Origin of the sequence: Streptomyces sp. NPDC047042, assembly GCF_040644035.1 — a bacterium.
Classification (GTDB): domain Bacteria; phylum Actinomycetota; class Actinomycetes; order Streptomycetales; family Streptomycetaceae; genus Streptomyces.
Genome location: NZ_JBEYVP010000019.1, coordinates 130,773 through 152,031, shown reverse-complemented (window position 1 = coordinate 152,031; position 21,259 = coordinate 130,773). Strand labels below are relative to the sequence as shown.

The 21,259-nt window shown below is 70.3% G+C and carries 20 protein-coding genes; 14 read left to right on the top strand and 6 right to left on the bottom strand.

The window, feature by feature from the left end; translation table 11 throughout:
- Positions 1-2: 2 nt before the first annotated feature.
- Positions 3-1,448, bottom strand: a complete 1,446-nt coding sequence (locus ABZ855_RS23385) for a tetratricopeptide repeat protein (RefSeq protein ID WP_360809717.1) — start codon at positions 1,446-1,448, stop codon at positions 3-5.
- A gap of 92 nt (positions 1,449-1,540) precedes the next feature.
- Here ABZ855_RS23385 and ABZ855_RS23380 point away from each other — a divergent pair, with 92 nt between their 5' ends.
- Positions 1,541-2,947 (top strand): FAD-linked oxidase C-terminal domain-containing protein, encoded by a 1,407-nt coding sequence (locus ABZ855_RS23380; RefSeq protein WP_360809715.1) that lies wholly within the window; start codon positions 1,541-1,543, stop codon positions 2,945-2,947.
- A gap of 19 nt (positions 2,948-2,966) precedes the next feature.
- On the opposite strand, the gene ABZ855_RS23375 is transcribed toward ABZ855_RS23380, so the two are convergent.
- The gene (locus ABZ855_RS23375) at positions 2,967-3,455 is read right to left on the bottom strand and encodes an SsgA family sporulation/cell division regulator (protein ID WP_360809820.1); all 489 of its coding nucleotides are present in this window, start codon (positions 3,453-3,455) and stop codon (positions 2,967-2,969) included.
- A gap of 279 nt (positions 3,456-3,734) precedes the next feature.
- Here ABZ855_RS23375 and ABZ855_RS23370 point away from each other — a divergent pair, with 279 nt between their 5' ends.
- Together ABZ855_RS23370 and ABZ855_RS23365 are read left to right on the top strand one after the other, a co-directional pair.
- Positions 3,735-5,243: an RDD family protein gene (locus tag ABZ855_RS23370; protein ID WP_360809713.1), complete on the top strand. Its 1,509-nt coding sequence runs from the start codon at positions 3,735-3,737 to the stop codon at positions 5,241-5,243.
- A 276-nt stretch (positions 5,244-5,519) separates the two neighbouring features.
- Positions 5,520-6,215 carry an RDD family protein gene (locus tag ABZ855_RS23365; RefSeq protein ID WP_360809711.1) on the top strand — a complete coding sequence of 232 codons (696 nt, stop codon included), beginning with the start codon at positions 5,520-5,522 and terminating at the stop codon, positions 6,213-6,215.
- 116 nt (positions 6,216-6,331) lie between these two features.
- Here the strand turns inward: ABZ855_RS23365 and ABZ855_RS23360 are convergent, their stop codons facing one another.
- A complete protein-coding gene (locus tag ABZ855_RS23360; RefSeq protein ID WP_360809709.1) occupies positions 6,332-6,619 on the bottom strand; it encodes a hypothetical protein in 288 nt (95 codons plus the stop codon).
- 356 nt (positions 6,620-6,975) lie between these two features.
- Here ABZ855_RS23360 and ABZ855_RS23355 point away from each other — a divergent pair, with 356 nt between their 5' ends.
- From ABZ855_RS23355 to ABZ855_RS23345, 3 genes are all read left to right on the top strand, one after another.
- Positions 6,976-9,333, top strand: coding sequence for an immune inhibitor A domain-containing protein (locus ABZ855_RS23355; RefSeq protein WP_360809707.1), 2,358 nt, complete (start codon positions 6,976-6,978; stop codon positions 9,331-9,333).
- Positions 9,334-9,455: 122 nt separating this feature from the next.
- Positions 9,456-9,818: a hypothetical protein gene (locus ABZ855_RS23350; RefSeq protein ID WP_360809705.1), complete on the top strand. Its 363-nt coding sequence runs from the start codon at positions 9,456-9,458 to the stop codon at positions 9,816-9,818.
- A gap of 416 nt (positions 9,819-10,234) precedes the next feature.
- The gene (locus ABZ855_RS23345; protein ID WP_360809703.1) at positions 10,235-10,717 is read left to right on the top strand and encodes a pyridoxamine 5'-phosphate oxidase family protein; all 483 of its coding nucleotides are present in this window, start codon (positions 10,235-10,237) and stop codon (positions 10,715-10,717) included.
- 18 nt (positions 10,718-10,735) lie between these two features.
- Here ABZ855_RS23345 and ABZ855_RS23340 read toward each other — a convergent pair whose 3' ends face one another.
- Positions 10,736-11,320 carry a nicotinamidase gene (locus ABZ855_RS23340; RefSeq protein ID WP_319206801.1) on the bottom strand — a complete coding sequence of 195 codons (585 nt, stop codon included), beginning with the start codon at positions 11,318-11,320 and terminating at the stop codon, positions 10,736-10,738.
- A 150-nt stretch (positions 11,321-11,470) separates the two neighbouring features.
- A complete protein-coding gene (locus ABZ855_RS23335; RefSeq protein ID WP_360809701.1) occupies positions 11,471-12,811 on the bottom strand; it encodes a nicotinate phosphoribosyltransferase in 1,341 nt (446 codons plus the stop codon).
- Positions 12,812-12,955: 144 nt separating this feature from the next.
- Here ABZ855_RS23335 and clpS point away from each other — a divergent pair, with 144 nt between their 5' ends.
- From clpS to ABZ855_RS23305, 6 genes are all read left to right on the top strand, one after another.
- Positions 12,956-13,264 carry an ATP-dependent Clp protease adapter ClpS gene (clpS, locus tag ABZ855_RS23330; RefSeq protein WP_053741646.1) on the top strand — a complete coding sequence of 103 codons (309 nt, stop codon included), beginning with the start codon at positions 12,956-12,958 and terminating at the stop codon, positions 13,262-13,264.
- 42 nt (positions 13,265-13,306) lie between these two features.
- The gene (locus tag ABZ855_RS23325) at positions 13,307-13,912 is read left to right on the top strand and encodes a DUF2017 domain-containing protein (RefSeq protein WP_360809698.1); all 606 of its coding nucleotides are present in this window, start codon (positions 13,307-13,309) and stop codon (positions 13,910-13,912) included.
- A gap of 86 nt (positions 13,913-13,998) precedes the next feature.
- A complete protein-coding gene (locus ABZ855_RS23320; protein ID WP_360809696.1) occupies positions 13,999-14,421 on the top strand; it encodes a M67 family metallopeptidase in 423 nt (140 codons plus the stop codon).
- A 79-nt stretch (positions 14,422-14,500) separates the two neighbouring features.
- Positions 14,501-14,599, top strand: a complete 99-nt coding sequence (locus ABZ855_RS23315; protein ID WP_107090850.1) for a putative leader peptide — start codon at positions 14,501-14,503, stop codon at positions 14,597-14,599.
- A gap of 122 nt (positions 14,600-14,721) precedes the next feature.
- Positions 14,722-15,000: a MoaD/ThiS family protein gene (locus tag ABZ855_RS23310; RefSeq protein WP_319206814.1), complete on the top strand. Its 279-nt coding sequence runs from the start codon at positions 14,722-14,724 to the stop codon at positions 14,998-15,000.
- A 16-nt stretch (positions 15,001-15,016) separates the two neighbouring features.
- Entirely contained in the window at positions 15,017-15,967 is a 951-nt protein-coding gene (locus tag ABZ855_RS23305; protein ID WP_360809693.1) for a cysteine synthase, read from the top strand.
- Between the two features lie 27 nt (positions 15,968-15,994).
- On the opposite strand, the gene ABZ855_RS23300 is transcribed toward ABZ855_RS23305, so the two are convergent.
- A complete protein-coding gene (locus tag ABZ855_RS23300) occupies positions 15,995-16,462 on the bottom strand; it encodes a type II toxin-antitoxin system PemK/MazF family toxin (protein WP_319206818.1) in 468 nt (155 codons plus the stop codon).
- A gap of 205 nt (positions 16,463-16,667) precedes the next feature.
- Between ABZ855_RS23300 and ABZ855_RS23295 the strand changes: the two genes are divergently transcribed.
- Together ABZ855_RS23295 and ABZ855_RS23290 are read left to right on the top strand one after the other, a co-directional pair.
- Positions 16,668-17,420 (top strand): MBL fold metallo-hydrolase, encoded by a 753-nt coding sequence (locus tag ABZ855_RS23295; protein ID WP_360809690.1) that lies wholly within the window; start codon positions 16,668-16,670, stop codon positions 17,418-17,420.
- 267 nt (positions 17,421-17,687) lie between these two features.
- Positions 17,688-21,206 (top strand): DNRLRE domain-containing protein, encoded by a 3,519-nt coding sequence (locus ABZ855_RS23290; protein ID WP_360809688.1) that lies wholly within the window; start codon positions 17,688-17,690, stop codon positions 21,204-21,206.
- The last annotated feature ends 53 nt before the right edge of the window (positions 21,207-21,259 follow it).

The following is a 21,259-nucleotide window of genomic DNA, read 5'->3' as shown; positions in this document are numbered from 1 at the left end:
GGTCAGTCGGGCGGGCCGGACACCACCGGCTCGCCCAGCGCGTCCACTGCCTCCAGCGCCTCCTTCGCCGCCCGCACCCCACCCGGCGAGAAGTACGGGTTGATCCGCAGCGCCTCCTCCAGATGCCGGCGCGCCGGGCCCGTGAGCCCCAACTCCCGCTCGATCATGCCCCGGTGGTACGCGTACGGCGCGCTGCGCACCTCGCCGCCGTGCTCCTTGTCGGTCGCCCGCTTCGCCCAGTCCAGCGCCTCCGCGTCCTTGCCCGACCGGTGCAGCGCCCAGCCCAGCGCGTCCGCGACCTCGAGGCCCGGCTGCCGTGCCCACTCCGACCTCAGCCGCCGTACCGCCGACTCCGGGTCCCCGTGGTCCGCCTCGAGACGGCCGAGCAGCAACTCCCCGTCCACACCGGCGGTTTGCTCCCTCGCGACCCGCGTCCGCAGGGCCGCGTACTGAGCCAGAGCCTCCGCCGACCGGCCCAGGGAGTCGTACAACTCGCCCAGTTCCAGCATGAATCGCGGTGACGGCTGCCTCGCGAGCGCCGACCGGTAGGCGCCGATGGCCTCCGACGTACGGCCCAACGCCGCCAACGCCCGTCCCTCGCCCGCCCGTGCGGAGCCCAGCGCGGGGTCGAGACGCCGGGCCGCCTTGAAGTGGGCCAGCGCGTCCGCCGGTTCGCCTCGCTCCCATGCCAACTCGCCCGACCGGTACCGCCATTCGGCCTCCTCGGCCGGAGTCGCCGCGCGCGCCGCCGCGTCCGCCAGGGCCGCCTGCGCGTCCTCGCGCCGGCCCTCATCCCGGTACACGCCCGCCGCCCGCGCCAGCACCGCCGGTACCGCCGCCCCGGAGCGCAGCTCCCGCAGCCGCTCCAGTGTCCGCCGCACCGCCTTGTAGTCACCGAGGCCCGTGTACGCGTCGAGCAGCGCCGGATACGACGTCCAGCGCTGCGGCGCCTGACGCACCGCCGCCTCGCCCCACTTCCGCGCGGCCGGGAAGTCACGGCGCGCGTTCGACAGCGCCGCCATCCCGGCGAGCCCCTCCGCGTTGTTCGCCGACCGCACGTTCAGCGACGTACGCAGCGCCCGTTCCGCCCTCGGGAAGTCCAGGGGGTCCGCCGTCCGCCGCCCGCGCTCCACATAGGCCGCCCCGAGCTGCGCCCAGGCCTGCCCGTCACCCGCATGGGTGCGTACGAACGTCTCGCGGTCGCCGATGAACGCCGTCAGGTCGGGCAGCACGGCCGGTGCCCCGGCGGTCACCGCCCGTTCCGCGCGGGCCGCCGGACCGGGCGCCGGGGGCTGGGCGGGACGGTCCGGGGGCAACAGCAGCATCAGCGCGCCGCCGAGTACCGCACACCCCGCGAGTACGGCGGTCAGCGGGCGCGGGAGGACACGAACGCCGGCACGAGCGGGGACACGGGCACGGACACGGGCGCGGACTCTCTCCATCTCCATGGCGCTCACTGTGCGTCAGTACGACGACCGGATTCCCGTACCGAAAGCTCCCCGCTTGCGGGGTTCACACCGATGGCCCCGGGTGCGACGCTGTGATCATGAGCCGTATCCAAGCCGCACCCGACGAAGCCCAGGGCAACCTCACGGACCGGCTCCTCGCGGAGCTGCCGGCCGAGGCCGTGCTCACCGATCCGGACGTCACCGCCGCCTACGCCAACGACATGGCGAGCTTCTGCGCGGCGGGCACCCCGGCCGTCGTGGTCCTGCCGCGCACCGTCGAGCAGGTCCAGCACGTCATGCGGGTCGCCACCGAACTGCGCGTCCCGGTGGTCCCGCAGGGCGCCCGTACCGGACTGTCGGGCGGTGCCAACGCGTCCGAGGGCTGCATCGTGCTGTCGCTCGTGAAGATGGACCGGATCCTGGAGATCAACCCGGTCGACCGCGTCGCCGTCGTCGAGCCCGGCGTCATCAACGCCACCCTCTCCCGCGCGGTCAACGAACACGGCCTGTACTACCCGCCGGACCCCTCCAGCTGGGAGATGTGCACGATCGGCGGCAACATCGGCACCGCGTCCGGCGGACTGTGCTGTGTGAAGTACGGCGTCACGGCGGAATACGTCCTCGGTCTGGACGTCGTCCTGGCCGACGGGCGGTTCATGTCGACCGGGCGGCGCACCGCGAAGGGCGTCGCCGGCTACGACCTCACCCGGCTGTTCGTGGGCTCGGAGGGCTCGCTCGGCATCGTCGTCCGGGCGGTGCTGGCGCTGAAGCCGCAGCCGCCCCAGCAGCTGGTCCTCGCCGCCGAGTTCCCCTCGGCCGCCGCCGCGTGCGACGCCGTGTGCCGGATCATGGAGGGCGGTCATGTGCCGTCCCTCCTCGAACTGATGGACCGTACGACCGTCAAGGCCGTCAACGACCTCGCCGACATGGGGCTGCCGGAGACCACCGAGGCCCTGCTGCTCTGCGCCTTCGACACCCACGACCCCGCCGCCGACCTGGCCGCCGTCGGCGCGCTCTGCGAGACGGCCGGGGCCACCGAGGTGGTCCCCGCCGACGACGCCGCCGAGTCCGAACTTCTCCTCCAGGCACGGCGGTTGTGCCTCGTCGCGCTCGAGGCGGTCAAGGGCACCACGATGATCGACGACGTGTGCGTACCCCGGTCGCGGCTCGGTGAGCTGCTGGAGGGGGTCGAGCGGATCGCCGAGAAGTACCAGTTGACCATCGGCGTCTGCGCGCACGCCGGCGACGGCAACACCCACCCCACCGTCTGCTTCGACGCCCAGGACCCCGACGAGTCCCGGCGGGCCCGCGAGTCCTTCGACGAGATCATGGCCCTCGGCCTGGAACTCGGCGGCACGATCACCGGGGAGCACGGCGTCGGCATCCTCAAGAAGGAGTGGCTGGCGCGCGAGCTGGGCCCGGTGGGCGTGGAGATGCAGCGGGCGGTGAAGGCGGCCTTCGACCCGCTGGGCCTCCTGAACCCGGGCAAGCTGTTCTGATGATCCATTCGGGTACGAGTCACACGTACCCGTCCCCGTCCTGGGACTCGTCCGACGGCCACGGGTCGCGCAGCCACAGGTCGTCGGTACAGTCCGCGGTGGCCGCGAGCAGCTCGGCGAGGCCGTCGTCGATGCCGAGCTGATCGGCCTCGGTGCCCGGCGGGACCGCCCGCAGCGTGCGCTCGAGCCATGCCGACACCTGGGCGGTGGGCGCCTCGAGGAGGGCGTCCCCGTCGGGTGAACTCAGCGCCATCAGGACGACGCTGCGCCCCTCGACCTTCGTCGGCCACACCCGGACGTCACCGTGACCGCACGGCCTGAACACCCCCTCGACGAGGAGTTCACGGGCGAACGTCCAGTTCACGGGGTTGTCGGAGCTGATGTGGAAGGCGATGTGGACGGCGAAGGGATCGTTGGTGCGGTAGGTGAGCCGGGCGGGGACGGGGATACTCCGCTCCGGCGACAGGATGAGCTTCAGCTCCAGTTCCCGTTCCACCACGGTGTTCATGGCGTGAGTCATGGCGGGCACTTCCTCTCGTTGCGGTGGGCCCGCATCGGGCCCGTACGAGGAGAGAGCGCGGGGAGGCGTCAGCATTACGCGGGTTCGGAGAGGTTTTTCGGAGAAGTTTTTTCGCGAACGATGCCGGACGGTGTCGGAGCCGTCGCGACAGATGGCAGAAGCTGTCACGAACGGGGTAGGTACGGCCGGAGAGGTAATGGGGTGTGCGCCGGTCTGATAGATGTGGGGCACCCCAAATGACCCCCGAGCAGATACGGGACGACGGACATGAGCGCCCCAACCCCGGCCCCCGGTGACGACAGGCCCCGCGAAGGGTATTACCCGGACCCGTCCATTCCTGGATATGTCCGGTTCTGGAATGGCTCCTCCTGGGTGCCGGGCACCAGCCGGCCGGCGCCGTCCGGCGGCGCGTCCGTCGCGGCGCGGGTCGAGGAGACCGGGCCGCACTTCTTCGACGAGGACCCGCGATCCCCGTCACCGGCGCAGGCGCCGGCCGCCGAGCCGCGCCGGGCGACCCCGGCCGAGGCCCAGCACGGCAGCCGGCCCGAACCGGCGTCCGCGTGGGGTGCCGACCGCTCGCATCAGTCCGGATTCGGCGGCGACCGGGACCGCCACGTCTCCTGGGGCTTCCCCGCACCCGCACCGGCCGCCGACCCGAGGACGCCCGACCCCAGGGCCGCGAGCGAGTCCCCGGTTCAGCCGGACGGGTGGTCGGCCCGTACGGACGGTTCCGCCACGATCCCGCCGGTGGAGCAGGACGCCGGTGACATCCCCGAGTCGGGCACGTTCGTGTTCCGTCGGCCCACTCCGGGCCCGGCCGCCACCGGCGCCGAGCAAGGCGTCCCCGGCACCCGTGGCCCCGTGCCCTCCGAGGGCACCATGACCTTCCGTGCGCCGGCCCCGCGCACGGGGCGCGAGGGCGGGGCGGGCGGCGCGCAGCCGGGGGGCACCAGCTCGCCCGAGGGCGCGCAGGGCCCGGTCACGGCACCCCCGGCCACACCCGCACCGGCGCCCGCACAGGGCCGCGGCTTCGGCGCCGGCAAGGCCGCGGCGGCCCGCGCTGCTGCGGCCCAGGGCGCCAACCCGGCGCTGCTGCCCGCGACCCCGGCCGTCCCCCAGCAGAACACCCCCGGCACCGCGGCGCCCATGGCCCCCGGCACCCCCGGCGGCGGCCAGCCCTCCTGGGCCATGGCACCCCGCCCGGCCGGAGCCGACGAGGGCGGGGAACCGCGCCTCGCGCCCTGGAAGCCGCCCGTCGAAGACGTGTTCCAGGCCGCCGCCCGCCGTCGGGCGGCGGCCCGTCCGGCGGGCCTCGGCAAGCGGCTCATGGCACGCCTCGTGGACACGCTGGTCCTCGGCGCCCTGACCGCCGTGGCCGCCGTACCGCTGGGCACCATGGCCGTCGACCACATCAACGGCAAGATCGACGAGGCCAAGCTGTCCGGCGAGACCGTGACCGTATGGCTGCTGGACGGCACGACCGGCCTCTACCTGGGCATCGTGCTGGCCGTGCTGCTGCTCGCCGGGGTCCTGTCCGAGGCATGGCCCACCGCCAAGTGGGGCCGCACCCTCGGCAAGAAGCTGCTCGGTCTCGAGGTCCAGGACATCGAGGGCCACGAGCCGCCGTCGTTCGGCGCGGCCCTGCGCCGCTGGCTCGTCTACTGCGTCCCGGGGCTGCTCGGCATCGGCGTCGTGGGCGTCCTGTGGTGCCTGTTCGACCGCCCGTGGCGCCAGTCCTGGCACGACAAGGCGGCACACACGTTCGTGGCGGGCTAGGCCAGGCCTGAGGCCCGTCGTCACCTTCCCGCCTGCCTCTCGACGCCGTGCACGCCCTCTCGCCGCACCGGTCACGGACCCACGTACGACCAAGCCGGTGCGAGGGCCTGCGCCCGGCCCGCCGAGAGCACGCACCTGACCCCGCGAGGCCCGCTCTCCGGGCGGACGACAGCAATATGACGACGACAGGCCCTGGCCGGCGCCAACGCCTACCGGGTTACCCCGGACGGCCGCTCGCCGGATGCGGAGGCGGGTGGTTCGCGGTCGACTCGGGCCATGAGCAGCGAACCGCCCCCCGGCGCCGGTCAGCAGCCACCGGATGACGACGACCCGTTCAAGAAGCGGCAACCGCCCCCGTCGTACGGCGCGGGCGATCCGTACGACAGCTCGAGCCCGCCCGAAGGCGGCGGCGATCCCTACGCCGGCTCGGGCCGCCCCGCCAGCGGCTCGCCGTACGGCGGAGGCTCGCCCTATGGAGGCGGCGGCGGGGATTCGTACGGCGGCGCCGCCGACCCCCTCGCCGGTATGCCCCCGCTCGCGGACGGCGCTCGGCGCGTGATCGCGCGGATCATCGACATCATCCTTGTCGGTATCGTCGTATGGCTGCTGACCTGGGGATTCAACGTCCACGAGTACGACGTCGACAGTGACGACATCAACTACGGCCGCTCGGCCGGCCAGTCGCTCATCGCCGCCGTGCTGTACATCGCGTACGACACGATCCTGATGTCCCGGACCGGGCAGACCCTTGGGAAGCGGTGGCTCCGGCTGCGGCTGGCCAACCTCGACAACGGCGCCACGCCCTCCGTGCAGACCGTGTTCGTCCGGTCGCTCGTGCTGTGGATCCCGTTCGCGTTCTGCTGCGCCTGCATCTGGACGGCGATCGCGGGCGGCTGGAGCTTCTTCGACAAGCCGTACAAGCAGGGGCTGCACGACAAGGCGGCCAAGACGGTGGTGGTCAGTACGGGCTGATCGGGCTGATCGGGCTGATCAACTCCGGGGAACGCGACAGCGGTTGGGCGGAGCCTGTGTCACGCAGGCTCCGCCCAACCGCTGTCGGCGTATGAGTCGCAGAAGGAAGGGGCGGTTCAGTCCTGTTGCGCCGAGGCCTGTACCGGGACGCGTTCGCGTCGGGGCGCCGTGGCGGTGGCGGACGAGGCGACGACCTGTGAGGCGGTGGTCCGGGTCCGCCCGGTTCGGGGCACGGTCATGGCCACGAGGAGGCCGAGGGCGAGCCCCACCAGGGCGATCAGCGCGACCCCCGGGCCCGAACTCGTCTGGGACAGCAGCAGCATGGCGAGCGTCGAGAGAATCACGGTGCACGAACCGTAGGCGAGCTGTGCGACGGTCGGGCGAGGCGCAGTCGGACGAGGCATGGCAATCGAGTCCTCGTTGGATTCGGGGGTGAGGGGAGCGTGTCGACCTGGCTTTCCACCGGACAACCGGCGTTCCACCTACCGACTCTAATCGCGTGCATGCCCGACTGGAACGCGCGGTAAGCGTGACCTAACCCACGGCGCCGGAGCACAGGGGGCGCACGGAGTCATGACGTCCAGCAGCTGGACGCGCCCGCGCGCCGGTAATGCATTTGACCTGTCCAAGTCAAGATCTGTCTTTTCTTCTAAACCTCTAGTCAAATTACGTCACTTGACTACACGCGTATACCGCGCGCGGACAGCTTCCGAACCAGGAACCCCCCATCCGCGCGGACGGACGCGGGGGAGGACCTCAAGTGACCAGTAGACCCTGGACGTTCAGAACGGCGGCCGTCGGTGTGGCACTCGCCACAGCCGCCGCCACCTTCTCCACCTTTGCCATCGCCGAGGCCGACTCCGGCCCGGGCAAGGGCACTTCGGCCGTCCCGGCCGCCGACCGCCACGACCCGGCGGAACGGCAGCACGCCGACCACGACCTCGACGGCCCGCTCAGCCAGACCCAGGAGGCCCAGCGCGAGGAAGCCCTCAGGCAGGTCATCTCCGGCGAGGCCACGGCCAAGAGCCGAAACGGCTCGCAGGTCGTGCAGCTCAAGAGCGGCAAGGGCAAGGGCAAGTACGTCGAACTCGGCCGCGAGCGCACCGACAAGATCTTCACGATCCTCGTCGAGTTCGGCGACCAGGTCGACAGCCGCTACGGCGGCACGCCCGGCCCGCTGCACAACCAGATAGCCGCGCCGGACCGTGCCAAGGACAACAGCACGGCCTGGCAGGCGGACTACAACACCGAGCACTTCAAGCAGCTCTACTTCGGCACCGGCAAGAACGTCGAGTCGATGAAGAAGTACTACGAGAAGCAGTCCTCGGGCCGCTACTCGATCGAGGGCACGGTCTCCGACTGGGTCAAGGTCCCCTACAACGAGGCCCGTTACGGCTCCAACCAGGCCGACACCGGCGCCTGGTACGCGGTCCAGGACGGGGTCAACGCGTGGGTCGCGGCGCAGAAGGCAGCCGGCGCGACCGACGCGGCGATCAAGTCCCAGCTGGCCTCGTACGACCAGTGGGACCGCTACGACTTCGACGCCGACGGCAACTTCAACGAACCCGACGGCTACATCGACCACTTCCAGATCGTGCACGCCGGTGAGGACGAGTCCGCGGGCGGCGGCGCGCAGGGCGAGGACGCCATCTGGGCGCACCGCTGGTTCGCGTTCGGCACCGACGCCGGTGCGACCGGCCCCGCAGGCAACCTGCTCGGCGGCGCGCAGATCGGCGACACCGGCGTCTGGGTCGGCGACTACACCATCCAGCCGGAGAACGGCGGCCTCGGCGTCTTCGCCCACGAGTACGGCCACGACCTCGGTCTGCCGGACCACTACGACACCACCAACACCGGTGAGAACTCGACCGGTTACTGGACCCTGATGTCGTCCGGCTCCTGGCTCGGCACCGGCGGCGACAACATCGGCAACCTGCCCGGCGACATGACCGCCTGGGACAAGCTCCAGCTGGGCTGGCTCAAGTTCGACACGGCGAAGGCCGCGAAGAAGTCGAGCCACAAGCTGGGCGTCGCCGAGTACAACACGAAGAACGCGCAGGCGCTGGTCGTCGAGCTCCCGAACAAGACGGTCACCACCGAGATCGTCCCGCCGGCGCAGGGCGCCACCCAGTGGTGGAGCGGCAGCGACAACAACCTCAACAACACGCTGACCCGTTCGGTCGACCTCACCGGCAAGTCCTCGGCCACTCTCACCCTGGACGGCTGGTACGACGTCGAGGCCGACTACGACTACGTCTACACCGAGGTCTCCACCGACGGCGGCGTCACCTTCACGCCGATCGACGGCACGGTCGACGGCGCGGCCATCCCGCGTGACGGCAGCGGCAAGCCGGCGCTCACCGGCACGGTGGACGCGTACAAGAAGCTGTCGTACTCCCTGGACGCCTACGCGGGCCAGAAGTTCGACCTGCGCTTCCGTTACACGTCCGACGGCGGCGTCTCCCAGGCGGGCTTCGCGGCCGACGAGATCACCCTCACCGCCGACGGCGCGACCCTCTTCGCCGACAACGCGGAGAGCGCGGACGCCGCCTGGACGTCGAAGGGCTTCTCGCGCATCGGCGCGTCCTTCACGGACAGCTACCCGCAGTACTACATCGCCGAGAACCGCCAGTACGTGTCGTACGACAAGACCCTCAAGGTCGGCCCGTACAACTTCGGCTTCACGACGACCCGTCCGGACTGGGTCGAGCACTTCCCGTACCAGACCGGTCTGTTGATCTGGAAGTGGGACACCTCCCAGAAGGACAACAACGTCACCGCCCACCCGGGCCGCGGCAAGATCCTTCCGGTGGACGCGCACCCGACCCCGCTGAAGTGGGCGGACGGCACGCTGATGCGCAGCCGCATCCAGTCCTACGACTCGCCCTTCAGCCTGTACCGCACGGACGCGCTCCGGCTGCACAAGGCGGACGTGCTCACGAAGGTCGCCTCCCAGAAGGGCGTGCCGGTCTTCAACGATCACACCTCCACCTACTACGACGCGGCGACCCCGCTGGCGGGTGTGAACATCACTGACACCAACACCAAGATCAAGATCGTCAAGCAGGCCAAGGACGGCTCGACGATCTCCATCCAGGTGGGCCCCGCAGTGAAGTAATTCGTATAACTGCAGGTCAGAGCATGATCGGCCGTGACCCCCTGGCGGGTCGCGGCCGATCGTGTTTAGGTGCCTCCTGTGGCTTTCTTATTGACACCGAGTCCCACGGGGGGTGTGACCGCATGGCCGCAGGAGGTTTCTGCAAGCTGCCCAGTGGCAGCGTGGTGGTGGCGCTGAACCTGCCCAGGCCCGCCGCTGCGACCGGCAGGCCGACCGGCGTGTGCCTGGACGACGTACGCGTCCTGGTGCTGGCCCAGAACCGCGCCAGGGCACTGACCCGCCTGCGCAACCTGGGCCTGCGGGCGGTCTACCTCCGGGGCAACGCGGCCCCGCCCACCCCGGACGAGATCACGGCGGTCCTGCACCACCCCGACGGGCTGATATGGCGTACGGCCCCCGACAACAGCGTCCCGTCGGCCCCGGAACGCACGGAGCTGTGGCATCCGATCAGGTCGTTGCTACGGAGACCGGCGACACGGGTGTGAGAGGCGCGCGGCCGGCAGGGCGTGACGGCGCCCGGGGTCCGGGGTGATGGCGGCGCGGCCGGCACGGGTGTGACGGTGGCGCGCAGGGCACGGGTGCGAGTGGCACGGTCGGCGCGGACGGTGGCGGGGTCGGCGCGGGTGTGACGGTGGCGCGCAGGGCACGGGTGCGAGTGGCGCGGCCGGCACGGACGGTGGCGGGGTCGGCGCGGGTGTGACGGTGGCGCGCAGGGCACGGGTGCGAGTGGCGCGGACGGCGCGGACGGTGGCGGGGTCGGCACGGGTGTGACGGTGGCTTGACGGCAAGGGGGACCGGGGCCCCGAGGCCCGGGGGTGTCGCTCCGCGGGTGGTCCCCCGTCCTGCGACCTAGTCCCGCCGTCGGATGTGACCGCCCCTTCGTACGCCATAGCCTCGCCACATGACAGCAGCTGACGACGCCCGCCCCGACGGCCCCCGCAGCCCCGAGCAGCGCAAGCGCGAGGCGCTCGAACGCCTCGCGAGGGACATCGACGTCTGGGTCGCCACCGCCGACGCCGGCGGCGAGCCGTGTCTCGTCCCGCTCTCCTACCTCTGGGACGGCGAGTCGGTGTGGCTGGCCACCCGCGACACCAACCCGACCGGCCGCAACCTGATCGCCACGGGCCGCGTCCGCCTCTGCTTCGGCCACACCCGCGACGTGGTCCTGATCCACGGCACCGCCCGCATGCTGACCCGCGACGAACTGCCCGCCGTCGTGGGCGACGGCTTCGCCGCGAAGGAGGGCTGGGACCCGCGCGAGGACCACGCGTCGTACGTCTGGTTCCAGGTCACCCCGGAGGTCCTGCAGGCATGGGGCACGGTCCCGGAGATGACCGGCCGAACCCTGATGCGCGACGGCAAGTGGCTGAACCAGGACAGCTGACCGGAGCGTAGGGGCCCCTCAGACGACCGGCTTGCCCGACAGTTCCACGCCTGCCGCCCTCAGTTCCTCCAGTGCCCGTTCCGTCGTTCCCTCGGCCACTCCGGCCGTGAGGTCCAGCAGGACCTGGGTGCGGAAGCCCTCGCGGGCCGCGTCCAGGGCGGTGGCGCGGACGCAGTGGTCGGTGGCGATGCCGACCACGTCCACCTCGTCGATCTCGCGGGCCCGCAGCCACTCGGCCAGGCCGACGCCGTTCTCGTCGGCGCCCTCGAAGCCGCTGTAGGCCGCCGCGTACGCGCCCTTGTCGAACACGGCGTCGATCGCGCCGGAGGCGACCGCCGGGGCGAAGTTCGGGTGGAAGCCGACGCCCTCCGTGCCGGCCACGCAGTGCGCGGGCCAGGAGTGCTGGAAGTCGGGGTTGTCGGCGAAGTGGCCGCCGGGCGCGATGTGGTGGTCGCGGGTCGCCACGACATGGCGGTATCCGGCGGGAGCCTGCCCGATCAGCTCGGTGATCGCGGCGGCTACATCGGCACCCCCGGCCACCGCGAGACTGCCTCCTTCGCAGAAGTCGTTCTGCACGTCTACGACGATCAAGGCGCGGCGCATGGTCGGTGTCCTTCGACTGCCGGTGTGAATATGTGAACTTCCGAGCCTAGAGACTTCGGCTCCACTTCGGGAGGGGGCATTCGGGGCAACCGGGGCAACCGGAGCAACCGGAGTGCGAAAACGCCCGTTGCCCCCTGCGCCCCGGGGTTCTCAGGAATCCAGCTGGACGTACTCCGTCGGAATGACGGCCTCCCCGCGCGACAGCTGCGTCGCCGACAGGGGCAGGTTCGCGCGCGCGACGGCATGCCGGTCCCGTACGACATCCAGCGCCTCCCGGGCGACCACCCGACCGCCCTTCACGAGCTCCACCAGCAGCTGCCGGTCCGCCAGCTCGCCCGGCACCGGTCCCGTACCGATCACCTCGGCCTCCGCGACCCCGTCCCGGTCGAGCCGCCGGGCCGCCCACTTCCGGCCCCCGATCGACGTCTTGCCGCCGCTCGACTTCTTCGCCACCGGGACCAGCGGAGCCTTCGGGTCCGCCGACTCGGCACGGGCGACCAGTTTGTAGACCATGGAGCAGGTGGGGTGGCCGGAACCCGTCACCAGCTGCGTCCCGACCCCGTACGCGTCCACCGGCGCCGCCGCCAGCGAGGCGATCGCGTACTCGTCGAGGTCCGAGGTCACGATGATCCGCGTACGCTCGGCCCCCAGCGCGTCCAGCTGCTGCCGCACCCGGTGCGCGACCAGAAGCAGATCGCCCGAGTCGATGCGCACCGCGCCCAGCTCCGGCCCGGCGACCTCCACCGCCGCCCGTACCGCCTCCGTGACGTCGTACGTGTCCACCAGCAGCGTCGTGTTCCGGCCCAGTGACTCCACCTGGGCCTGGAATGCGTCCCGCTCGCGGTCGTGCAGCAGGGTGAACGCGTGGGCGCTGGTCCCGACCGTCGGGATGCCGTAGCGGAAACCGGCGGCCAGGTCGGACGTGGTCGCGAACCCGCCGACGTACGCGGCCCGGGAGGCGGCCACCGCGGCCAGCTCGTGGGTGCGCCGGGCGCCCATCTCGATCAGCGGGCGGTCACCGGCGGCCGAGGCCATCCGGGACGCCGCCGCCGCGATCGCCGAGTCGTGGTTGAGGATCGAGAGGATCACCGTCTCCAGCAGCACGCACTCCGCGAAGGAGCCCTCGACCCGCAGGATCGGCGAACCCGGGAAGTAGACCTCGCCCTCGGGATAGCCCCAGACGTCCCCGCCGAACCGGTAGGAGGCCAGCCACTCCAGGGTCGCCTCGTCGACGATCCGGCGCTCGCGCAGAAAGCCGAGGACGTCCGCGTCGAAGCGGAAGTTCTCCACCGCGTCGAGCACCCGCCCGGTACCCGCGACGACGCCGTAGCGGCGCCCCTCGGGCAGCCGCCGGGTGAAGACCTCGAAGACCGACCGCCGGTCGGCGGTACCCGCCTGCAGGGCGGCCTGGAGCATCGTCAGCTCGTAGTGATCCGTGAAGAGCGCCGTCGAGGGGACGTCCACCGGCAGCCCAAGCTCCGCTGTGTTCATGAGAGGCGATGCTACCCCCATCTCGTCACTTTGACGATTTCCGGATGTGATGCCGGATGTGATGCCGGATGTGATGAGGTGCGACCGGGGGTGCGCTCGGCCGTGATTTGGCCGGGCACCCCCTTCTGGTGGCAGCATGGGCATGTGACGTCACCCGCTCCCGTAGAGATCGAACGAACCGAGTCGGCGGAGGAGACCTTCGCCGTACCCGAGCCCGACGTCCCCTGGGTCACCATCGTCCACAACGACCCGGTCAACCTCATGAGCTATGTGACCTACGTCTTCCAGACCTACTTCGGCTATCCGAAGGACAAGGCCACCAAGCTCATGAAGGACGTCCACCACAAAGGCCGGGCGGTCGTCTCCAGCGGCAGCCGCGAGGAGATGGAACGCGACGTGCAGGCCATGCACGGCTACGGCCTGTGGGCCACCCTCCAGCAGGACCGGAAGTAACCCGACCCAGCGCGCAGGACCGGAAGTCAGCGAACTCACTTCATGCCAGGACAATTCGAACCGATCCCCGGTGGCGGCGCGGCCGTCGCCCTCGACGACGTCGAGATCTCCATCATCCGGTCGCTGTCCGTCCAGCTCCTCGAGCTGATCGGTCCCGGCGCCGCCGAGGACGCCCCCGACGACCCGCTCGCCGAGCTGTTCGCCGAGGGCCCGACCGAGCCGCCCTCCGACCCGGTCCTCCGCCGCTTGTTCCCGGACGCCTACGGCGACCCCGTCGACGTACCGTCCTCGCCCGAGCAGGCGCAGGAGGAACGCGAGTACGCCGCCGAGTTCCGCCGCTTCACCGAGAACGACTTGCGCACCGGCAAACGCGAGAGCGCCCTCACCGTGATCCGCTCCCTGGACGCGCTGACGCCCGCCGGTGACGGAGGCGCGGTGCTCAAGCTGTCCCACGAGGAGTCCCAGCGGTGGCTGGGCACGCTCAACGACCTGCGCCTGGCCATCGGCTCCCGGCTCGACGTCGTCGACGAGGAGGACACCGACCTCCTCTACCGGCTGCCGGACGAGGACCCGCGCAAGCCGATGGTGATGGCGTACCTGTGGCTGGGCGGCCTGCAGGAGACCCTGGTCGCCACGCTGATGCCCTGACGCGGTCGTCGTTGCGAGGTCCGGCATGTGGACCGTCCCGTACCAAGCCTCGGTACGGGACGGCCCCTCTGCTTATCCTGGCCAGCATGCTGACCATCACCCAGACCCTCGTCGACCAGATCGTCGCCCACGCGCGCAAGGACCATCCGGACGAGGCGTGCGGTGTCATCGCGGGCCCGGCCGGCTCCGACCGCCCCGAGCGTTTCATCCCGATGCTGAACGCGGCGATGTCCCCCACGTTCTACGAGTTCGACTCCGGGGATCTGTTCAAGCTGTACCGCGAGATGGACGACCGAGACGAGGTACCGGTCGTGATCTACCACTCCCACACCGCGACCGAGGCACACCCCTCCCGCACCGACATCTCGCTCGCCCAGGAGCCGGACGCGCACTACGTCCTCGTCTCCACCAGGGACACCGACGGCCTCGGCGACTTCCAGTTCCGCTCCTTCCGGATCCGCGAGGGCGAGGTCACGGAGGAGGAGGTCACGGTCGTGGACGCGTACTGATCTCACCTGTCGGCCCGAAAATGTCCAGAATGCGGGACAGGTCTCCGGGATCCGGACCGGGAATCGATACGATGAGCCCATGGTTTCCTACGACGTGAGCGAGAAGACGCCGGGCACCCCGCTGCTCGTGGCGCGGCTGCACGTCGACCTGTGCAGGCTGGCAAGCGCCATCTGTTGACGCTGTCCCCTGCCGCCGTACGGCCGTGAGCCGCGGCGCCTCACACGCATGACCAGCACAAACCTGCTTTTCGCGCCGCCGCGCGTTCATCGACCTACCACTTCCGACAGGAGCCCCGAGTCATGGCCATCGAGGTCCGCATCCCGACCATCCTCCGCACCTACACCGACGGCGAGAAGGCCGTCCCCGGTGCGGGGGAGACCCTCGCCGAGCTCTTCGCCGACCTCGAGACCCGGCACACGGGCGTCCAGGCCCGCATCGTGGACGACGGCAAGCTGCGCCGCTTCATCAACGTCTACCTCAACGACGAGGACGTCCGCTTCCTCGACGGCATCAACACCAAGCTCGCCGACGGCGACACCGTGACGATCCTGCCGGCCGTCGCCGGTGGCATGGCCTGATCGGCCCCCGGCACCCATGCGCTACGACTCGCCGCTGGCCGCGGTAGGCAACACCCCCCTGGTGCGCCTGCCGCGGCTGTCGCCGTCCGCCGACGTACGGATCTGGGCGAAGCTGGAGGACCGCAACCCCACCGGCTCGGTCAAGGACCGCCCCGCCCTGCACATGATCGAGCAGGCCGAGAAGGACGGCCGGCTCACCCCCGGCTGCACGATCCTCGAACCCACCTCGGGCAACACCGGCATCTCCCTCGCCATGGCCGCCAAGCTCAAGGGCTACCGCATGGTCTGCGTGATGCCCGAGAACACCTCGCAGGAACGCCGCGAACTGCTCGCCATGTGGGGCGCCGAGATCATCCCCAGCCCCGCCGCAGGCGGCTCCAACACCGCCGTACGCGTCGCCAAGGAACTCGCCGCCGAGCACCCCGACTGGGTGATGCTCTACCAGTACGGCAACCCGGACAACGCGGGCGCCCACTACGCCGGCACCGGCCCGGAGATCCTCACCGACCTCCCCTCCATCACCCACTTCGTCGCCGGCCTCGGCACGACCGGAACCCTGATGGGCGTCGGCCGCTACCTCCGCGAGCACAAGCCGGACGTGAAGATCGTCGCCGCCGAGCCGCGCTACGACGACCTGGTCTACGGCCTGCGCAACCTCGACGAGGGCTTCGTACCCGAGCTGTACGACGCCTCCGTCCTCACCACCCGCTTCTCCGTCGGCTCGGCGGACGCGGTCACCCGCACCAGGGAACTCCTCCAGCAGGAGGGCATCTTCGCGGGCGTCTCCACCGGCGCCGCGCTGCACGCCGCGATCGGCGTCGGCAACAAGGCCGTCAAGGCGGGCGAGAGCGCGGACATCGTCTTCGTCGTCGCCGACGGTGGCTGGAAATACCTCTCGACAGGCGTCTACACGGCGGCCACGACGGAGGAAGCGATCCAGACACTGCAGGGCCAGCTCTGGGCGTAGGCCCCTGCGGGGCAGCCGAGCGTCACATCACGAGGCGAGGTGTCGGACCTGGTCCCACAGGGCCGGGTCCACCACACCCGCCCGCCGCCGGAACTCCCCCACATGCACGACCCGCAGCTCGTCCGTCTCCAGGAAACTCGGCCGGCCCTGCGTATCGCCCACCGCACCGGGCGGCAGCGGGATCACTCCGGGCCGCTCGTCGTGGTACTTGCTGGTGATCTTCGCGACCGTCACCCGCCGACCGTGCACCGCGAGCACCAGACACGGCCGGTCCTTGCCCCCGGGGCCGTCCTCAAAGGGCACGTTCGCCCACCAGATCTCCGCGGGCCGCGGCCGTACGGACCGCCCCCGTGGCCCCTTCGGCCCCTCGCCCCGCCCCGGCGGCCTGCCCCCGCGCCTCGGCGGCCGATGCCCGCGCCCCCAGCCGTCCACCAGCGCCGCGACCAGCGCGAGCAGCACGACGGCCGCCAGGGCGAGCCACCATGACGTGTCCATACAGAAACCGTACCGGCGCACTCACCGCGCCGCCCGCGCTACCCGTGCTTCGCGTCCAGCCGAACCGGTGACAGCACAGGTGAGTTCGCCCACAACAGCCCTTGGCGGAGGAGCGACAGGGGGTTTTGCGCCTTACGCTCGAAGGCACCGCAAGAACCCCGTTCACCTTTGTTTGACGCTCCCCGCCCGCGGAGGTTTCTGCTTTATGAAGCTCACCGTCGTCGGCTGCTCGGGGTCGTTCCCGTCCGCGGAATCGGCCTGTTCGAGCTACCTCGTAGAGGCCGACGGCTTCCGGCTGCTCCTCGACATGGGCAACGGTGCCCTTGGTGAGTTGCAGCGCCACTGCGGTCTGTACGACCTCGACGCGATCTTTCTCAGCCATCTCCACGCCGATCACTGCATCGACATGTGCGCGTACTTCGTCGCCCGGTACTACCGCCACGAGGGCGGGCGCTGCGACCCGATCCCGGTCTACGGCCCCGAGGGCACCGAACACCGCCTCACCACCGCGTACGCCGACACCCCCACCGCCTCCTCCATGAGCGAGGTCTTCGACTTCCACACGGTCAAGCCGAGCACCTTCGACATCGGCCCGTTCACCGTCCACACCGAACGGGTGCGGCACCCGGTGGAGGCGTACGGCATCCGGATCGAACACGCCGGGAAGTCGCTCACGTACTCCGGGGACACCGGCACCAGCGACGCGCTGGACCAACTCGCCCGCAACACCGACCTGTTCCTGTGCGAGGCCGCGTTCACCCACGGCAAGGAGAACATCCCGGACCTGCACCTCAACGGCCGCGAGGCGGGCGAGACGGCGAAACGCGCGGGCGCGCGCAAGCTGGTCCTGACCCACATCCCCCCGTGGACCGACCCCCAGGTCAACCTGGCCGACGCCCGAGCGGTGTTCGGGGGCCCGGTGGAACTGGCGACACCGAGGGTGACGTACGAGATCTGAGGGGTTCGTACGTGTAGGAGGGTTCCGGAGCCGAGTCAGGGCGCCGTCGGTTCGACCGGCCGACGGCGACGCGGTCATGGGCCCTTCCCGGCCATGAAGTCCGAATCTCATCACGCTCTGGTCACGTTTCCTTCGCCGCGGGGCGGCCCATATCAGGTAAATCAACAACACTTACCCCGTCTTCGGTAAAGGCCCCCTAAAGATCATCTGTATATCCTTCACGCCACCCTTACGAACCCAACCGGGGGAACCTGAAAAGGAGTTGGAGTGCGAGGCAACAACCGAAGACGGTGGATCACGGCCACCGCAGCGATAACGCTGGCCGGTTTTCTGACGGGCGACCCGCTGGTCTCGTCGCCCGCCACCCAGGGCGTCGACACAAGCCAGGACATAGTGAACAGCCCGGCCCGTGCCGTCACCCTCGGTGACAGTGAGCCGGACATAGCCGAGCTGCTGGGCCTCAGCGAGGAAGAAGCGGCCCGGCGCAACGCCAAGATCAACGGAAAGCGCGTCGAACTCGTCTCCCTGCGCACCGAGACGTCCACCGTGTACGTGAACCCGGACGGTACCTTCACCGCCGAGTCGTTCGCCGGACCGGTGCGGGTCAAGCAGGACGACGGCTCCTGGCAGAACATCGACACGGAACTGTCCGACGAGGGCGCCGCGTTGGAGCCCGAGACCGCCGCCGCCGACATCACCGTCTCGGACGGCGGTGACAAGAAACTGGCCTCGGTCTCCGCAGGCGGTGCTTCGCTGGCGCTGGGCTGGCAGGACACCCTGCCCACGCCGACAGTGCGGGACGACACGGCCTCCTACGACCTGGGCGAGGGCCAGACGCTGACCGTCACCGCCCTCAAGCAGGGCTTCTCCCAGAGCGTGGTCCTGGACTCGGCCCCCAGCGGCGACCTCACCTACCGCATCCCCGTCACCCTCAAGGGCCTGACCCTGTCCGAGGCGGACTCGGGGCACCTGCTGCTGAAGAACGGCTCCGGGAAACTGGTCGCCGAGGCGCCGGCTCCGATGATGTGGGACTCCTCGAAGGACACCAAGTCCGGCGAGTCCCGCCACCTCGCCCCGGTCGACACGGAGATCGAGACCGCGGCCGACGGCTCCCAGACCCTGGTCCTGACGCCCGACGCGGACTACTTCACACGAGACCTGACCTACCCGGTCACCGTCGACCCCGCCACCACCCTCGCCGCCACCACCGACACCTGGGTGGCCACGAACTACACCGACTCGCAGGTCTCCTCGACCGAGCTGAAGTCCGGCACGTACGACGGGGGAGACACGGTCGCCCGCTCCTACCTCAAGTTCGACGTCTCGGACTACGCGGGCACCCACGTCATCGACACCAACCTGGCGCTCTACTCGTACTGGTCCTCCTCCTGCACGGAGGGCACGGGCACGACGGTACGCCGGGTGACCGAGCCCTGGTCCTCCTCCTCCATCACCTGGGCCACCAAGCCCGCCGGCACCTCCACCGGCCAGGTCGTCAACACCGCCGCCAAGGGATACAGCGACGCCTGCCCGGCCGGCACGATGAACTTCGACATCGACACCATCGTCCGGGCGTGGACCAGCGGCTCCGCCGCCAACAACGGGCTGGTGGTGCAGGGCACCGACGAGACCGACTCCTACACCTGGCGGCGCTTCCACTCCGCCAACTACGTGTCCGGCGCCAACGGTTCGACCGAGCCGCACCTGACGATCACGTACAACTCCTACCCCGAGGTCCCAGGCACCACCGCCCTGTCGCCGGCCACCACCAGCGGCAGCACCAAGGTGGTCACCTCGCTCACCCCGGTCCTGTCGACGATGGTCAATGACGCCGACCCACAGCGCCAGCGCGCTCAGTTCGCCATCGAACCCGATCCGGCGTACAACGACACGACCTACACCCTCACCGCCGACACCGCCTACGTCGACAGCATGGAGACCGCCGCTCTCGCCGTGCCCGAGGCAACGCCGCTCGTCGATGGCACCCATCTGCGGCTACGGGCCCGGGCCTACGACGGCACCGACTACTCGACGGCGTGGAGCGCCTGGAAGACCTTCACGGTCGACACCTCCAAGGCCCCCGCGCCCGAGATGCCCACCGAGCTGGTGACCGGTGCCACCCAGACCACGACGCCCCTGCTCACCGGCATCGTCACGGCGGACGGCGGGGGCACCGCGTCCGCCGAGTACCTGCTGTACGACGCGTCCGGGGCAGCCGTGGGCTCCCCCCTCACCAGCAGCGTTCAGGACGGCGACCGGGCCGTCGCCAAGGTGCCGGACGGTCTGCTCACCGACGGCGCTTCCTACACGTGGAAGATGCGCGCCTGCGCGGCCGGCGTGTGCTCCGCCTACACCGCCCCGAAGACGTTCACCCTGGACGTGGCCGAGCAGACCGGAACCTCCGACGGTACGGGCACCGCGCCCGAGGCGGTGACCGACCTCAAGGCCGTGGCAGGCGACCACGGCGCCCTGGTGACCTGGTCCGCGGCGGAGTTCACCGGTGACGAGGACGACGTGGTCACCTACACCGTCACCGCCGTCGCCCCCGGCGGCACGACGGCCGCGACGAAGACCACCATCGGCAGGTCAGCCGTCTTCACCGGCCTCACCGCGGGCGTCTCGTACACCTTCCGGGTCACCGGTCAGAACGACTACGGCACCGGCCCGGCCGCCACGTCCGGCGCCGCACTCCCCGTGGCACTCGCGGACGGGACGTCCGCGTACCGGATAGCCATGGAGGCTTATCACTTCGCTCGGGAGCGCATGGTCGCCGGCAGTTACATCGATGCCAAGGACGCCTCGGACAACAGCTTCTACGGTCCCCAGTTCGTCGACCTCCTCGCCGGGGACGAGGAAACGCTCCTGCGGGAGCGGATCGCCGTCTCCGAGGACGACACGGACAACAACTGGCAGGATGCCTCGTTCAGCGATGTGTTGGCCATCCCGTCGGCCGACGGCCGGACGGTCACCCTGCGCGCGACCGTGACCAGCACCAACGTCATCGTGACCGACGTGAGCACCGCGACCGCCGACCCGACCGACGAGACCGGCAGTTTCGACCTGCGCTACACCCTCACCGCCGGTACGGAACCGGTGCTGCTCTCCGAAGTCACCGCGCCCGCCGCGGAGATGGTGGTGCGGCCGACCGCCGCCGCGCTCGCCGACTTCGGCAACGAGGTAGACCAGGCGCTCCAGGACGAGGACACCGAACCCTCCTTGTTCGACGGCGACTCGGCCGACGACGGAAGCGACAACACAGGCACCGCCTCCACGGTCTCCTACGACGCCCTCCAGGCAGGCTCGTACGCCCGCACCGGCGCGGCGACCTGGGCGGTGACCAACTGGAACAGCAAGGCCATGTACAAGCAGGACTGCACCAACTTCGTCTCGCGGGCAATCCACTTCGGTGGCGGGGTGAAGATGAAGAACACGGGCAGCAAGCCCGAGCGGCTCGAGTCCTGGTGGCGCAAGCCGAACCCCTACGACTTGGGCAAGGACGAGAGCATCACCTGGGTCAACGCGGCCTACCTCAAGGGCTTCACCCAGGTATACATGCTCAGTTCCAAGCGCAACACGAGCAACGCGTTCACCGGCGACATCATCTTCTACGACTGGGAGAACGACGGAAAAATCAACCACACGTCGATCATCAGCAAGATCAGCAACGGCAAGATCTACGTGACCCAGCACAACAAGAACTACAAGTACCGCAGCCTCGCAGCACAGAGGAAGGCTGAGCCGAAGATGAAGATCTGGATCTACCGGATCAAGCCCGAGTGGTACTGACGCCGAAGCAGGGAAGGGCCCGTAGTTCGTGAACGGCGCTGCCTAGCAGGCCG